At 70.5% G+C, this 14,868-nt stretch carries 12 protein-coding genes and 2 tRNA genes; 8 read left to right on the top strand and 6 right to left on the bottom strand.

Annotated elements, in window-relative coordinates; all coding sequences use genetic code 11:
* The first annotated feature begins 9 nt into the window (after positions 1 to 9).
* The 3 genes from EV279_RS11825 (at position 10) to EV279_RS11815 (ending at position 2,246) form a co-directional block, all read left to right on the top strand.
* A tRNA-Ile gene (locus EV279_RS11825) sits at positions 10 to 83 on the top strand.
* 240 nt (positions 84 to 323) lie between these two features.
* Positions 324 to 1,946 carry an ATP-dependent DNA helicase RecQ gene (locus EV279_RS11820; RefSeq protein ID WP_133543709.1) on the top strand — a complete coding sequence of 541 codons (1,623 nt, stop codon included), beginning with the start codon at positions 324 to 326 and terminating at the stop codon, positions 1,944 to 1,946.
* A gap of 12 nt (positions 1,947 to 1,958) precedes the next feature.
* Positions 1,959 to 2,246 (top strand): hypothetical protein, encoded by a 288-nt coding sequence (locus EV279_RS11815; protein WP_133543706.1) that lies wholly within the window; start codon positions 1,959 to 1,961, stop codon positions 2,244 to 2,246.
* 16 nt (positions 2,247 to 2,262) lie between these two features.
* Here EV279_RS11815 and EV279_RS11810 read toward each other — a convergent pair whose 3' ends face one another.
* On the bottom strand, positions 2,263 to 3,270 hold the full coding sequence (locus tag EV279_RS11810; protein WP_243728548.1) for a DMT family transporter: 1,008 nt from the start codon (positions 3,268 to 3,270) through the stop codon (positions 2,263 to 2,265).
* Positions 3,271 to 3,312: 42 nt separating this feature from the next.
* Here EV279_RS11810 and def point away from each other — a divergent pair, with 42 nt between their 5' ends.
* From def to EV279_RS11785, 5 genes are all read left to right on the top strand, one after another.
* On the top strand, positions 3,313 to 3,879 hold the full coding sequence (def, locus tag EV279_RS11805; RefSeq protein WP_133543704.1) for a peptide deformylase: 567 nt from the start codon (positions 3,313 to 3,315) through the stop codon (positions 3,877 to 3,879).
* Between the two features lie 186 nt (positions 3,880 to 4,065).
* Positions 4,066 to 6,213: a GAF domain-containing protein gene (locus EV279_RS11800; RefSeq protein ID WP_133543702.1), complete on the top strand. Its 2,148-nt coding sequence runs from the start codon at positions 4,066 to 4,068 to the stop codon at positions 6,211 to 6,213.
* Positions 6,214 to 6,218: 5 nt separating this feature from the next.
* Positions 6,219 to 6,599 (top strand): response regulator, encoded by a 381-nt coding sequence (locus EV279_RS11795; RefSeq protein WP_133543700.1) that lies wholly within the window; start codon positions 6,219 to 6,221, stop codon positions 6,597 to 6,599.
* Positions 6,596 to 7,762 carry a response regulator gene (locus EV279_RS11790; RefSeq protein WP_133543698.1) on the top strand — a complete coding sequence of 389 codons (1,167 nt, stop codon included), beginning with the start codon at positions 6,596 to 6,598 and terminating at the stop codon, positions 7,760 to 7,762. Before EV279_RS11795 ends, EV279_RS11790 begins: the two co-directional genes overlap by 4 nt.
* On the top strand, positions 7,759 to 9,360 hold the full coding sequence (locus EV279_RS11785; protein ID WP_133543696.1) for a peptide ligase PGM1-related protein: 1,602 nt from the start codon (positions 7,759 to 7,761) through the stop codon (positions 9,358 to 9,360). Before EV279_RS11790 ends, EV279_RS11785 begins: the two co-directional genes overlap by 4 nt.
* Before the next feature lie 35 nt (positions 9,361 to 9,395).
* Here EV279_RS11785 and EV279_RS11780 read toward each other — a convergent pair.
* From EV279_RS11780 to dusB, 5 genes are all read right to left on the bottom strand, one after another.
* Positions 9,396 to 9,468: transfer RNA gene (locus EV279_RS11780), tRNA-Asn, on the bottom strand.
* A 56-nt stretch (positions 9,469 to 9,524) separates the two neighbouring features.
* A complete protein-coding gene (locus EV279_RS11775) occupies positions 9,525 to 10,310 on the bottom strand; it encodes an ATP-binding cassette domain-containing protein (RefSeq protein ID WP_133543694.1) in 786 nt (261 codons plus the stop codon).
* 153 nt (positions 10,311 to 10,463) lie between these two features.
* A complete protein-coding gene (dnaG, locus tag EV279_RS11770; RefSeq protein WP_133543692.1) occupies positions 10,464 to 12,323 on the bottom strand; it encodes a DNA primase in 1,860 nt (619 codons plus the stop codon).
* Complete coding sequence (locus EV279_RS11765; RefSeq protein ID WP_133543690.1) at positions 12,323 to 13,699, bottom strand: deoxyguanosinetriphosphate triphosphohydrolase; 1,377 nt, start codon at positions 13,697 to 13,699, stop codon at positions 12,323 to 12,325. The genes dnaG and EV279_RS11765 overlap by 1 nt, the downstream gene beginning before the upstream one ends.
* Entirely contained in the window at positions 13,689 to 14,867 is a 1,179-nt protein-coding gene (dusB, locus tag EV279_RS11760) for a tRNA dihydrouridine synthase DusB (RefSeq protein WP_133543688.1), read from the bottom strand. Before dusB ends, EV279_RS11765 begins: the two co-directional genes overlap by 11 nt.
* Position 14,868 lies beyond the last annotated feature (1 nt).

The following is a 14,868-nucleotide window of genomic DNA, read 5'->3' as shown; positions in this document are numbered from 1 at the left end:
AGGGCGCGAGGGGCGGTGGCCAAGCTGGTCAAGGCAGCGGGCTCATAACCCGACGATCGTGGGTTCAAGTCCCACCCGCCCTACGTGACGAGCCGCCGGCCGCAGGTCGGCGGCTCGTCACGTAGGGCGGGTGTTGATGCGGACGCGCTTGTGGGCGGGCCCCTGCCGCCGGAGGCTCCGCGCGCCGCGGAGCGGCGGGTGGAGTGGCGGTAGGGACAAGTCCCACCCGCCCTACAGTCCCACTTCTCCACAGCTCCGTGTCAATCCCTGCTTCGGGCATGCCCCCGATTGCGAGGATGGTCCGGCGTCGAAAGGAGACGAGGATGACGAAGCCATCGATCGCGCAGGCGGCTCGGGAACTCTTCGGGTGGGAGAACCTGCGCGACGGTCAGGAGGAGGCCGTCTCCGCCCTCCTGGAGGAGCGCGACGTCATCACGGTCCTGCCGACGGGCGCGGGCAAGTCCGCGGTGTATCAGCTGGCCGGATCGCTCCGTGACGGCATCACCGTCGTCGTGTCGCCCCTCATCGCGCTCCAGCGCGACCAGCTGAATCAGCTCGACGAGACTCCGCACGCACCCCGAGGCGTCGCGATCAACTCGTCGATCGGTGAGCGTGCGGTCGAGGAAGCGTGGCAGGCCCTCGGCGAGGGCGACGCGGAGTTCGTGTTCGTCGCTCCCGAGCAGCTCGCGAAGGACGACGTCGTGGAGCGTCTCCGGCGTCTGAAGGTCGGTCTCCTCGCCGTCGACGAAGCGCACTGCGTGGCGAGCTGGGGACATGACTTCCGGCCGGACTACCTCCGGCTCGGCGATGTCCGCGCGCGGCTGGGGCGTCCGGTCACCGTCGCCCTCACCGCGACCGCTGCCGAGCCGGTCCGCACCGAGATCACCGCCCGCCTCCGTCTGGACGACCCCGTCGTCGTGGTGCGGGGCGTCGATCGCCCGAACATCGACCTCGTCTCGCACCGGAGCGTCTCGTCGGACGACAAGCGCGATCGCGTCATCGACGAGGTGCTCGCACTCCCCCGTCCGGGACTGGTGTACACCGCGACCCGTCGCGAGACGGAGGAGCTCGCCGGCGACCTCGAGCAGCGCGGCCTGCGGGCGGCGGCGTATCACGCAGGACTCGGAGCACGGAAGCGATCCGAGGTCCACGATGCCTTCCTCGAGGATGAGGTGGATGTCGTCGTGGCGACGAACGCCTTCGGGATGGGCATCGACAAGCCCAACGTCCGGTTCGTGGTCCACGCCAGCGTGCCCGACTCCCTCGACGCGTACTACCAGGAGGTGGGAAGGGCCGGCCGTGACGGCGACGCGTCGTCGGCGGTGCTGTTCTACCGCTCGGAGGACCTGGGCCTGCGGAAGTACTTCGTGGCACGCAGTGTCGACAAGGAGCGCGCCGCCGCGGCCTTCGCGGCGATCGAGGCATCCTCTTCCCCCGTGCGCGCGAAGGATCTGGCGGGCGAGCTCGGCATCTCATCACGGTCGGCGACCGGTCTGCTCAACCTGCTCGCCGAGGGGGGCGCGGTGAGCATGACCCGAGCAGGTGCAAAGGCTCGGGCGGGGTTCTCGCCGCGGGAGGCCGCAGAGGCCGCGGAGGAGGCGTCCGAGCGTCGCGAGCGGATCGAGCAGTCCCGGCTGGAGGTCATGCGGCGTTACGCCGAGACGCGCGACTGCCGCCGCCGCGTGCTGCTGGGGTACTTCGGCGAGGACCTGCCCGACCCCTGCGGGCACTGCGACACCTGCCGCGCCGGCACCGCGAAGAACGACGAGGCCGACGAGGCGGAGCTGCCCTATCCGGCCGGCGTCAGCGTCGAGCACGTCGAATGGGGCCGAGGAAGCGTCGTCGACGTCGAGAGCGATCGGATCACGGTGTTCTTCGAGGACCAGGGCTACAAGGTGCTCGCTCTCGAGGCCGTCGAGGAGAACCGCCTGCTCAGTCGCGTCTAGACTCCGAGCATCATGGACGAAGGCGTATGGATCGTCGTCGGCGTCGCACTGCTCGCGACCGTCGTCCTCGTCGTGCTGGCGCCCGTGCTCAAGCGCGACCAGCTGCGTCGCCAGCTCGCGGGCAGGGCGCCGTCGGGCGGGCTCGGCTCGGGGCTTGACGCCGTGTGGCGTCCCTCGGCCGAAGACGCGCACGCCGACTGGGAGGCTGCCGTCGAGCTTCCGGCGCCCGCGCCGCTGCCCGGAGACAGGGGCCGCGTAGACGAGGGCCGTATCGTCATCGAGGTTCCGGGGGACGCTTGAGCGCGGCATCCCCCGGTCAGTGGCTGCCCTCGGGCCCGTTCCCCGCCGGCGGAGGCGTGCTTCCCCTTTGGATGGGCAGCTCCTGACTGTCGGAGAGCACCTGCGGATGGAATCGCGCGAGCGTGATGACGCCGAAGACGGCGATGGCACCGGCCACCGCGAAGCCCACGAAGGCCCACGGCGGCGCGTTGGCCGCCTCCTGAAGCACCGTGAGGCCGATGATCACGGCCACGATGGGATCGATGACGGTGAGCCCCGCGATGACGAGGTCGGGCGGGCCGACGGCGTAGGCGGTCTGGACGAAGTAGGCGCCGATCGCCACGGCGGCCAGCAGCGCGACGATCGTCAGGATCGTGAGCCAGTCGAAGTCGTTGGCCTTGATGCGCTCGATGACGACCTTCGCGAGGGTAGCGACGAACCCGTAGATCATGCCGGACGCGACGATGTAGAACAGCGCCTGTCCGCGCTTGCGGAGCCAGAACCAGAGACCGCCGAGAGCCAGCAGCACGATGCCGAGGAGCGACAGGATGACGATCGTCTCGCGGGGCGTGACCCGATTCTCGGTCGCGAAGAACGCCGCGATGGTGACGAAGATGAAGATGCCGCCGACGCACGCGACGATGGCCATGATGGAGCGCCGCGTCGGTCGGATGCCCGTGACGCGGGAGTTGAGCAGCGTCGTGATGACGAGCGAGATCGCTCCGATCGGCTGCACGATGATGAGCGGCGCGAACGCCAGGGCGCTCAGCTGACAGATGATGGCGAGGCCGAGCATGACGGTGCCGACGACCCACGACGGTCGCTTGAGCAGGCTGAGAAGCTGTCGCCCGCTCAGACCGGCCTTCCCCGAGGATCCGCTCAGCCGCTCGACCTTCGTGACGCCGCGGTGCTGGTACTGCGCGCCGAACGACATGAAGACGGCGCCCAGGAGCGCCAGCGGGATGCCGATGAGGATGGCCGGATCTCGGAAGAAGCCGATGAGGTCGTCCGTCACCTCATCGATCGTCAGCTCCGCCCACAGCACCCTCCGACACTAACGGCAGGGATGCCTCGATAGGCTCAAGGCGTGGCCGTTCTCCCGATCCGCATCATGGGTGACCCCGTCCTGCACGCGCCGGCCTCGAGGGTCGAGCAGATCACGGACGACATCCGCACGCTCGTCGCCGACATGTTCGAGACCATGGACACCGCGCCGGGGGTGGGTCTGGCCGCTCCCCAGGTGGGCGTTCCGCTTCGCATCTTCACGTACTCGTACCAGGACGACGAGGGCCGTCCGTGGCGGGGTGTGATCGTGAACCCCGAGCTGTGGATGCGGCCGCTCGTGCCGGGCGACCCCGATCCGGACGACGAGTCGGAGGGCTGCCTGTCGTTCCCGGGCGAGCGGTTCCCGCTCCGCCGCTCGGAGGAGGTCCTCGTGACGGGCACCGATCTCGACGGCGAACCGGTGCGCATCGAGGTCGACGGCTGGCGGGCACGCATCATGCAGCACGAGTTCGACCACCTCGACGGCATCCTCTATCTCGACCGGCTCGACGACGGCGACTGGAAGACGACCCAGAAGATCGCGCGCAAGCGCGGCTGGGGGCGTCCCGGCGCCTCCTGGACCCCGGGGGTCGACGACCTGGAGCCGTGACCCCTCCGCTGGCGCTCGAGGTGTCTTGTGCGCGGGTGTGGCGGCGAGGACAATGACGCCTGTCGTGGGGCGCAGGGTCTTCGGGAGGAGGCCGTCATCAGCGGTCGGCGCGGGGCAGGGGAAGGCGACGGGGGTCACAGGATCCCGCCGCAGGGCCTGAACGACGCCACCGAGCAGTTCGCGGCCATGAACGAGGTCCTCCTCGCCCTCGGACGATCCGGTTCCGACCCCGACGCCGTCCTGCACAGCGTCGTCGCCAGCGCGAGGCGCCTGTGCAACGCCGACGTCGGCCAGGTGTACCTGATCGAGGGAGGCACCTTCGTCCTCAAGTCGTGGGTGGGGCTGTCCCGGGAGTTCACGGCCTACATCGAACAGCACCCGTTCGGGCTGGATCGCCGCACGCTGCTCGGCCGCGTCGCCGAGGATCGCGTCATCCAGCAGATCCCCGACGTCCTCGCGGATCCCGCGTACGGCCGGCAGGACGTCCAGCGGATCGGCAACTACCGCACGCTGCTGGCCGCGCCCATGCTGCTCGACGACGAGGTGGTGGGGGTGCTGTCGCTGTGGCGCTACGAGGCTCAGTCGTTCGACGAGCAGGACATCGCGCCGCTGCAGGCCTTCGCCGCGCAGGCCGCCATCGTCGTGCGGCACGTTCACCTCGTCAAGGCGCTCGAGTCCCGAGGCGCGGAGCTGGCGCGCAAGGTGGAGCAGCTCGAGGCGCTGCGCGAGGTGGGTGCATCCGTCAGCTCCAGCCTCGACCTCGACCAGGTGCTCGCCGCGATCATCATGAACGCGGTGCGATTCTCGGGGTGCGACGGCGGCTCGATGCTCGAGTTCGCCGAGGAGGAACGACGATTCTTCGTGCGCACGGCTTACGAGACGAGCCCCGAGCTCCTCGCCCGGCTCCGTGCGGTGGAGATCGGGATCGACACGACGCTCGTCGGGAGAGCTGCACGCGAGGGGCGGCCGCTCGTCGTGCCCGATCTCGCGACGGTCGAGCTCGACGAGCATCTTCGCCTCCTTCGCGATGACGGCTGGCGGTCGATGGTGACCGTTCCCGTGCTCAGTGGCGAAGGCATCGTCGGGGCTCTCGTCGTCCGCCGCCGTGCCGCCGGCGACTTCTCGCGTGAGACGTTGGAGTTCCTCGAGGCGTTCGCCGGCCAGTCGGCGCTCGCGATCCTCAACGCTCGGCTCTTCCGCGAGCTCGAGACGAAGACGGCGGAGCTGCAGGTCGTGAGCCAGCACAAGTCCGAGTTCCTCGCCAGCATGTCGCACGAGCTGCGCACACCGCTCAACGCCGTGATCGGCTTCTCGGAAGTGCTGCTGGAGCGCATGTTCGGCGAGCTCAACGAGCGCCAGGACGAGTACGTGCGGGACATCCTGAGTTCGGGGCGCCACCTGCTCCAGCTGCTGAACGACATCCTCGACCTCTCCAAGGTGGAGGCGGGCCGCATGGAGGTGGATGCGTCGACGTTCCCCCTCCGGCCGGCGCTCGAATACGCCCTCTCCATGGTCCGCGCCCGCGCGGCGGCGCACGGCATCTCCCTGTCGCTCGAGGCCGGCGACGCACCGGAGACCCTCCACGCCGACGAGCTGCGGTTCCGGCAGGTGCTCGTCAACCTGCTCAGCAACGCGGTGAAGTTCGCTCCCGACGGCGGCCGAGTCGTGCTCGCGGCAGCCCGCGCGGACGACGAGCTCTCCGTGACGGTCACGGACACGGGAGTCGGCATCCCTCCGGCCGATCGCGAGCTGATCTTCGAGTCGTTCCAGCAGGGCCGTCGTGGGCCGCAGCGCGAGGAGGGCACGGGTCTGGGGCTGGCTCTGTGCCGACGCATCGTCGCGCTTCTCGGCGGCCGCATGTGGCTCGAGACCGAAGTCGGGGTCGGGAGCACCTTCGGCTTCTCCGTCCCCCTCCGGCCCCAGGCGAGTCAGGCGCCGGCAGCGGTGGACGCGGAGGCCCCGTCGATCGTGGTCATCGACGACGACCGGGCGTCTCTCGACCTCATCACCGCATACCTCGACGGTCTCGGGCTGCAGGTGGTGCTTTCGCGAGACGGACTGGAGGGACTCGGGATGATCCGGGCTCTCCATCCCGCCGCGGTCCTGCTGGACATCCGGCTGCCCGGCATCGACGGGTGGGAGGTGCTGAGTCGTCTCCAGTCGGACGTGATGACGCGAGACATCCCGGTCATCGTCGTGTCGATGCTCGACGAGCGGACCAGGGGTCTGACGCTCGGCGCGTCGGACTACCTCGTGAAGCCCGTCGCCCGCGACGCCATCGTCGGCGCTCTGCAGCGCAACGGCCTCGTGCCGTCGGCGGCGTGGGGAGGGTGAGGGCGATGCCTGCGGAGCGGATCCTCGTCGTCGAGGACAACCCCCTCAACCTGAAGCTCGTGCGCGGTGTTCTTCGGGCGTCGGGCTTCGACGTCATCGAGGCGTCGACCGGGGAGGACGGCGTCGCACGCGCGCTGGCGGAGCCTCCCGACCTGGTGCTCATGGATCTGCAGCTGCCGGGGATCGACGGCTACGAAGCGCTGCGCAGGCTCCGCGACGAGGGGCCGCCCGACCTGCCAGTCGTCGCCCTCACCGCCTTCGCGATGGGCGAGGACCGTGCGAAGGCGCTCGCCGCGGGCTTCGACGGCTACCTCACGAAGCCCATCGGCGTCGTCGAGCTGCGGCGGTACGTCCACGACCTGCTCCCGAAGCGGGAGCCGTCATGAGCGCAACAGCGGGCGCCGAGGAGATCGACGCCGATGAGCCCGTCACCGTGCTGGCCGTCGACGACGTGCCGCAGAACCTGCGTCTGCTGGATGCCACCCTGAGTCCGCGCGGTTACCGCGTCGTCACCGCCGCATCGGGATCCGAGGCGCTCGATGTGCTCCCCGCCTCGCGCGCCGACCTCGTGCTGCTCGACATCGTCATGCCCGACATCGACGGCTACGAGGTCTGCCGGCGCATCCGGCTGGCTCCCGCAACCCGCTTCCTGCCTGTCGTCATGATCACGGCCAGCGGTGACCAGGAGCGCCTCCGCGCCATCGAGGCCGGCGCGGACGACTTCATCAGCAAGCCGTTCCAGCGCGAGGAGCTCCTCGCGCGCGTGGCATCGCTCGCACGGATCAAGCGGTACCACGACACGATCGAGCGGCAGGCCCGAGAGCTGGCGGCATGGAATGCCGAGCTCGAGGGGCGGGTGACCGCGCAGCTGGAGGACCTCGAGAGGATGGGGCGGCTGCGGCGGTTCCTCCCTCCGCAGCTCGTGGACCTGGTGATGGACTCGCACGAGGAGGACTTCCTCGCGAGCCATCGGCGCGAGATCGTCGTGGTGTTCTGCGATCTGCGCGGGTTCACGTCGTTCGCGGAATCGAGTGAACCCGAGGAGGTGATGGGCGTGCTCTCCGAGTACCACCACGCACTCGGCGGGCTCATCGACCTCTTCGGCGGCACTCTGGAGCGATTCACGGGCGACGGACTGATGGTGTTCTTCAACGACCCGGTGCCGTGCGACGATCCCGCGGAGCGGGCGGTCGCGATGGCTGTCGCCATGCGCGAGCGCGTCGCGGGGCTCATCGCGGGCTGGGAGCGGCGCGGATACCGGCTCGGGTTCGGCGTCGGCATCGCGCAAGGGTATGCGACCCTGGGGCGCATCGGCTTCCCCGGGCGCTCGGACTACGCCGCCATCGGCAGCGTGACGAATCTCGCGGCGCGCCTGTGCGCCGCCGCCGATGCGGGACAGATCCTCGTCGCGCAGCGCGTCTTCTCCGCGGTCGAGGCTCTCGTAGAGGCACGACCGGTCGGCGAACTCGACCTGCGCGGGTTCAGTCGTCCCGTGCGGGTGTTCGACATCGCGGCGCTCCGACGTGCAGAGAAGGGGACGAAGCCATGAATGAGCATGAAGCCGGCCCGGCGGAAGCCTCTCCGGCGCTTCTGTCGGACCTGGACCAGGCGGAGAGGGACGAGCGCTTCCGCGTGCTGCAGCGACGCATGTCCGACGTGTGGGGCGCGATGAGGGCGGGCTACGACGACGAGTCGGTCGTCGTCGTCCCGTCCGTCGTCGCGACCTCGACGACCGGCCGCAGCGGCAGCATCATGCAGGCATTCGAGGAGCGTTTCCTCTTCCTTCTGCTCCTTCTTCGCCAGCCGAGGCTGCGCATGGTGTACGTGACATCGATGCCCATCGACCCCCGCATCATCGAGTACTACCTCGCGCTTCTTCCGGGCGTGATCCCCAGCCACGCGCTGGCGCGATTGACGCTTCTCCCGGTCGGGGATGCCTCGACGGTGCCCCTGACCCAGAAGCTCCTCGAGCGTCCGAGGCTCCTCGAGAAGATCGCGGCGTGCATACCGAATCCGCGGCGGTCGCACCTGGTCCCGTACGGCACGACGAGGCTCGAGCGCGATCTCGCGCTGAGCCTCGGCATCCCGATGTACGGACCCGATCCCCGGCTGGCGCCTCTCGGAACCAAGACGGGATGCCGACGGCTCTTCGGGGAGGTGGGCATCCTCTACCCCCTGGGGGCCGAGGACCTCCATTCGGTCGACGATGTCGTGACGGCGATCGAGGCGATGCTCGACAGGAAGCCGGCGCTCTCGCAGGTCATCGTCAAGCTGAACGAGGGCGTCTCCGGAGCGGGCAACGCCCTTCTCGATCTGTCGGGGGTCGCGTCCGCGCCGCCGGGGTCCCGACGCCACGTCGTGCGCGATCGGCTCGGCGCGCTCCTCCCCGAGGCGCCCGGGCTGTCGGCCGAGGCATTCCTCGGCGCGCTGGAGAGCAGCGGCGGCATCGTCGAGGAGCGCATCGTCGGCGAGGAGCTGGTCAGCCCGAGTGTTCAGATGCGCGTGCGGCCCGACGGCGAGGTGGAGCTGCTCTCCACCCACGATCAGCTGCTCGGGGGCGCGAGCGGGCAGAGCTACCTGGGATGCGTCTTCCCGGCGGATCGCGCGTACTCGCGTCTCATCAGCGAGCCGGCTATGGCGATCGGCCGACGACTCGCCCAGGAGGGTGTCATCGGACGGTTCGCCGTCGACTTCGTCGTGGTCCGCGATGGCGGCGAGTGGTCGGCCTACGCGATCGAGCTCAATCTGCGCAGAGGCGGGACGACTCATCCCTTCCTCACGCTGCAGTTCCTCACGAACGGCTCCTATGACGGCGACTCAGGGAGGTTCGTCACGCCCGAGGGCGTCGACAAACACCTCGTGGCGACCGATCACCTCGAAAGCGATGAACTCCGCGCGCTGTCGGTCGGCGACCTGTTCGATGTCGTGGCACGGTACGGCATCCATTTCGACCCCTCCCGACAGGAGGGGATCGTCTTCCACATGATCAGCTCGCTTCCCGAGCACGGCCGGGTGGGGATGACGGCCGTGGGCGACTCACCGGAGCGCGCGATGCGCCTGTACGAGGAAGCGCGACGCCTGCTCCTGCACGAGGCTGAGGACGCTCGCCGCGAGCGGCCAGTGCCGGTCGGCTCGGACCGGGAATGACGAACGGCCCCGAGGTGGAGCTCGGGGCCGATCTGCTCCCCCACTTGGACTCGAACCAAGAACCTATCGGTTAACAGCCGATTGCTCTGCCAATTGAGCTATGGAGGAATGCTTCGCGCTCTCGCGCGGGCAACCACACCATCTTAGCAAAGCCGGGAGGGTGCTCATGACGCGATGAGGCGCTCATCGGCTCCCGAGCTCGGCGTCCACAGCAGGCGCTCCGTCCCGCGGCCGTATGCCACCGTGTGCCCTCCGCGAAGCACGAGCACGTCCGCCGAGAGGTCTCGCACGACATCGGCCTCGTTGGTCACGACGAGAGCGGACATCCCGCGGCCGCGTCGGCGGAGGATCGCATCGCGCGCGGCGCGGCGCACCTCGACATCCATGTTCGCGAACGGCTCGTCGGCGATGAGGACGCGCGGCTCGAGCACCAGGGTGCGGGCGAATGCCACGCGCTGCCGCATGCCGGCGCTGAGCTCGTACGGATACTTCGCCGCCGCGCCGAGCGGGAGCATGAGCTCGTCGAGGAGAGTCGCGACGCGCACGGCGAGCGCGCGCTGATTGACGCGACGGTCGCGGCTGGTGATCGGTTCGCCGATGACGTCCGCCACCGTCAGCCGGGCGGGAAGCTTCGCGCCGGCGGACTGCGGAAGGTACCCGGCGAAGTAGGTCCATTCCCGGCGGGAGCGACCGGGGCTGCGCACCGGGATGCCCTCCACCCACGCTTCGCCGCCGACGACCGCGAGGCCCGGCTCTTCGACCCCTGCGAGGATCGCCGCGAGGCTCGACTTGCCCGCGCCCGTCGGTCCCATGATCGCCAGGGTCCCGGAGTGAGGAAGCACGAAGGACGCTCCGTCGACGACGCGCACGTCCACCCCTCCGCGCGTCGAGCGCGCGAGCGACAGGTCGGACGCGCGGATGGCGACGTCGGCGGGTCGGCGACGGGGCATGGACTCATCCTGCCGTGCGGCGAGCCATCCCGCCAACGACCTTGACCTGCAAGCCGTCATGTGCGCCGCGAGACAGCATCCGGCCGCTCGAGACCGGGGGCTCGCCCGCTGACTCGGCGTGCGGTGGACGGCACGCGGGTCGGTGCGCGGCGCTCAGTCCTCGGCGGTCAGCCGCTGGCGGTCGATGTCCAGCTCGCGCAGGCGCAGCCGGATGGATCGCCCCTCCTCCGAGTCCGGCGGAACGCGCTGGATGGCACCGAGGAGCTCGGCCTTCTCGCGGTCGAGCGCGCGCTGGATGAGGCGCCGCGAGAGAGAGGATGCCGAGGCCACCGCCTCGTCGTCGGTCAGGGCCGGGAAGTCGGCCGTGAGGAGCTCCGCGGCGAGCGACCGGAACGGCTCTCGCACGGCACCCACGGCGGCCGCGGCCCAGCCCGGCCGGTCCACGGCGGCACCCGGGGCGACGGCGCCGCGGACGGCCTCGAGCGCGGGGTGGCGGAACGGCAGGGAGAAGGCCCGGTCGCGCAGCGGCGCATCCAGCCGGTGCCCGAACTGCAGAAGACCCATGAGCGCGTCCCGCTCGAGGGCGACATCGGCGGTGCGCGGCAGAGAGGCGAGTGTCACGCGGACGACGGGCGGGGCATCCGCCGCGTGGTCGGAAGGTCGATCGGCACTCTGGCGGGCCGGAGCCCGGTCGCCGGCGCGGCCGGCCCGCTCCACCTCGCGGCGCACGTCCTCGGTGTCCATGCCGAGGCGCCGTGCGAGGACGCGCACGTACTCGGGCTGCAGCAGGGGGTCGCGCAGCTCCGCCACGACGGGCGCGGCGGCACGAAGCGCGCCGACGCGGCCCTCGACGCTCGCCAGATCGAACCCCGAGATGCGCTGATCGAGGACGAACTCGACCATCGGCGATTTCGTGTCGATGAGGGATCTCACCGCGCCGTCGCCGCGCCGCAGCCGCAGGTCGCAGGGATCCAGCCCCTCGGGACCGACGGCGACATAGGTCTGCGCATTGAAGCGCTTGGCGTCGGCGAAGGCGCGAAGGGCGGCCTTCTGACCCGCCGCGTCGGGGTCGAACGTGAAGACCACCTCGCCGGCCGCGGAGTCGTCGCCCATGACGCGCCGGAGCACGGTGATGTGGTCGGACCCGAACGCGGTGCCGCATGTCGCGATGGCGGTCGTGACGCCCGCGAGGTGACAGGCCATGACGTCGGTGTAGCCCTCGACGACGACCACCCGGTGGCTGCGGCTTATCTCGCGTTTGGCGAGGTCGAGGCCGTAGAGCACCTGCGCCTTCTTGTAGATCGTCGTCTCCGGCGTGTTGAGGTACTTCGGACCGTTGTCGTCATCGAAGAGGCGGCGCGCGCCGAAGCCGAGCACCTGCCCCGTCACGTCGCGGATGGGCCACACCACTCGGCCGCGGAACCGGTCGTACACGCCCCGCTGTCCCTGCGACACGAGCCCGGCCGCCGTGAGGTCGTCGCGGGAGAAGCCCTGCGCCGTGAGCGCGTCGAGCATGCCCGACCACCCCTTGGGTGCGAACCCGACGCCGAAGTGGGCGGCCGCGCCCGCGTCGAAGCCTCGCTCGCCGAGGAATCGGCGGGCGATCTCGGCCTCGGGCGCCGCGAGCTGAGCGCGGAAGAAGTCCGCGGCCGCGGCGTTCGCGGCGTACAGGCGCGTGCGTCCGGTGCTCTCGGGAGCCGCTCCGCCGTCTTCGTAGTGCAGCGTGTAGCCGATCCGGCCCGCCAGGCGCTCCACGGCCTCGGTGAACGACAGGTGGTCGAGGTTGCGCAGGAACGAGTAGACGTCGCCCGACTCGCCGCACCCGAAGCAGTGGTAGAACCCCGCTTGCGGGCGGACGTTGAAGCTCGGGCTGCGCTCGTCGTGGAACGGGCAGAGCCCTTTGAGAGCACCGACACCGGCGGGCTTCAGCGCCACGCGCTCCCCGATGATGTCGGCGATGTTCGTCCGCGCCTTCACCTCGTCGACATCGGCCTGGCGGATCCGCCCGGGCATCAGGCGCCCTCGCGGGCGGCGGGGCGAGGAGGCTTCGGGGAGCCCGGCGCCCACACGCCGATCGACGCGGCGTCGACCTCGCCGACGAGCCGGCCGTGCCACGCGATGGCGAGCTGGTCGGTGAGGCTCGCGACCTGATCGACGATGACGCGCCGTCGCGCGGCATCCGTCTCCGCCGCCTCGAAGTCCGCCGCGTACAGCGGATCGAGCGCGTCAGGGTGCTCCCACAGCGCCGTCGCGAGCCGCTTGAGCACGCGCCGCTGCTCTTTGTAGAGCTCTTTGCGCCCCTCCATCGACACGACAACGGTGCCGACGATCCCCTTGAGCACCGCCATCTCGGCCTCGACGACGCGCGGCACGACCACGTGGGCGCGGTAGCGCGTGAGCACCGGCAGCGCATACGACTCGCGGGTCGCGGTCGTCGCCGCGCGCGCGAATCGGCCGATCAGGTCGGACGTGAGGTTCTTGAGGCGGGCGTGGTCCGCCCGGGTCCCGTCGAACGAGCGGATCCATTCCGGCATCCGCATGAGACGGAAGAGGGCGTCGGCGAGTTCGTCGCGCGCGAAGTCGAAACCGACCCACGCCTGGATGCCGGTCAGCAGTGACTCGTGCTGGCGCCGGTCGGCAAGCAGCGCCGGGTCGAGGTAGCCGTTGACGATCGCGTCCTCGAAGTCGTGCACGGAGTAGGCGATGTCGTCGGAGAGATCCATCACCTCCGCCTCGATGCACCGGACGCGCCCCGGCGCATCCGCGCGCATCCACCGGAAGACGTGCTCGTCGTCGGGGTACACCCCGAACTTCAGGCGACCGCCCGGGTCGGGAAGCGGATGATCCGCCGTCCACGGGTACTTGCAGGTCGCGTCGAGACTCGCGCGGGTGAGGTTCAGCCCGAAGCTCACGCCGTCGTCGTCGACGACCTTGGGCTCCAGGCGCGTCAGGATGCGAAGGGTCTGCGCGTTCCCCTCGAACCCGCCCACGTCCTCCGCCCAGTCGTTGAGCGCACGCTCGCCGTTGTGCCCGAAGGGCGGGTGACCGAGGTCGTGGCTCAGGCACGCCGCATCGACGACGTCGGGCGCGAGCCGCAGCGCCGTCGCGAGCTCGCGCCCCACCTGGGCCACCTCGAGCGAGTGCGTCAGGCGGTTGCGGGCGAAGTCCGCGGGGCTCGCGGGGCTCAGCACCTGTGTCTTGGCGGCGAGACGCCGAAGCGCCGCGGAGTGCAGAACGCGGGCGCGATCGCGGGCGAAGTCGTCGCGCTGCGACCGGTGCCGCTCGACGTGGAAGCGCGCGGCAGACGCGTCGTCATAGCCCTCCGGCCGCTCCGACGCGACACCCACCGCACCGGTCACGGCCGGCGACGGGGAGCGGTCAGCCGCCACTGTGGTCGAGTTCCGCTTCGGCGAGCGCGGCGGATGCCTCGACGCCGAGGTCGCGCGTCTGGAGCCAGCCGTCCGGCAGGGCGGGCCGCTTGGGACTTCCCGCTCGTCCCCGCTGCCCCTCGGCCGCGGCCCCCGGGTACGGCGCCTGGAGGTCGAGGGTCGCCAGGAGCTCGTCGATCTCGGCGAGGCTGGACACGGTCGCGAGCCGAGCGCGGGTGTCGCCGCCCACGGGGTACCCCTTGAAGTACCAGGCGACGTGCTTGCGGATGTCGCGGCAGCCCCGGTCCTCGTCGTCGAAGAAGTCCACGAGCAGCTCGGCATGACGGCGGAAGGCCCCGGCGACGAAGCCGAGCGTCGCATCGACCGGCCCCGATGCCCCGGTCCCCGAGCGTTTCGCCGGGCCGCCGAGGGCCCGGGCGAGGTCGCCGAAGAGCCAGGGCCGCCCCAGGCATCCGCGTCCGACGACCACGCCGTCGCAGCCGGTCTCGGCCATCATGCGCACGGCGTCGTCGGCCGACCAGATGTCGCCGTTGCCGAGCACGGGGACGCTCGTGACGGTCTCCTTGAGCTTCGCGATGGCCGACCAGTCCGCCTCCCCCGAGTAGAACTCGGCGGCCGTGCGCGCGTGCAGCGCGATCGACGCGACGCCCGCGTCCTCGCCGATGCGCCCCGCTTGGAGATAGGTGAGGTGATCGGAGTCGATGCCTTTGCGCATCTTGATGGTGAGCGGGACCTCTCCGGCGGCGCGGACGGCGCCGGTCACGATGTCGCGGAACAGGTCGCGCTTCCACGGCAGCGCGGCTCCCCCGCCCTTGCGCGTCACCTTCGGGACGGGGCATCCGAAGTTCAGGTCGATGTGATCGGCGCGGTCCTCGGCGACGAGGATGCGCACCGCCTCGGACACCGTCTTCGGGTCGACGCCGTAGAGCTGGATCGAGCGCGGCGTCTCGGACTCGTGGTGGGTGATGAGACGCATCGTCGTCGCGTTGCGCTCGACGAGTGCGCGGGACGTGATCATCTCGCTCACGTAGAGCCCCGCGCCGTATTCGCGGCACAGGCGCCGGAAGGCGGTGTTGGTGATTCCGGCCATGGGAGCCAGCACGACGGGCGCATCGAGCTCGATGGGCCCGATGCGCAGCGCAGGGGCCGGAGCGAGGGCGGTCGTCATC

This window comes from Microbacterium sp. BK668 (assembly GCF_004362195.1).
Taxonomy (GTDB): Bacteria; Actinomycetota; Actinomycetes; order Actinomycetales; family Microbacteriaceae; genus Microbacterium.
The sequence above is the reverse complement of the archived record's forward strand: the minus strand, read 5'-3'. Positions and strand labels throughout refer to the sequence as shown.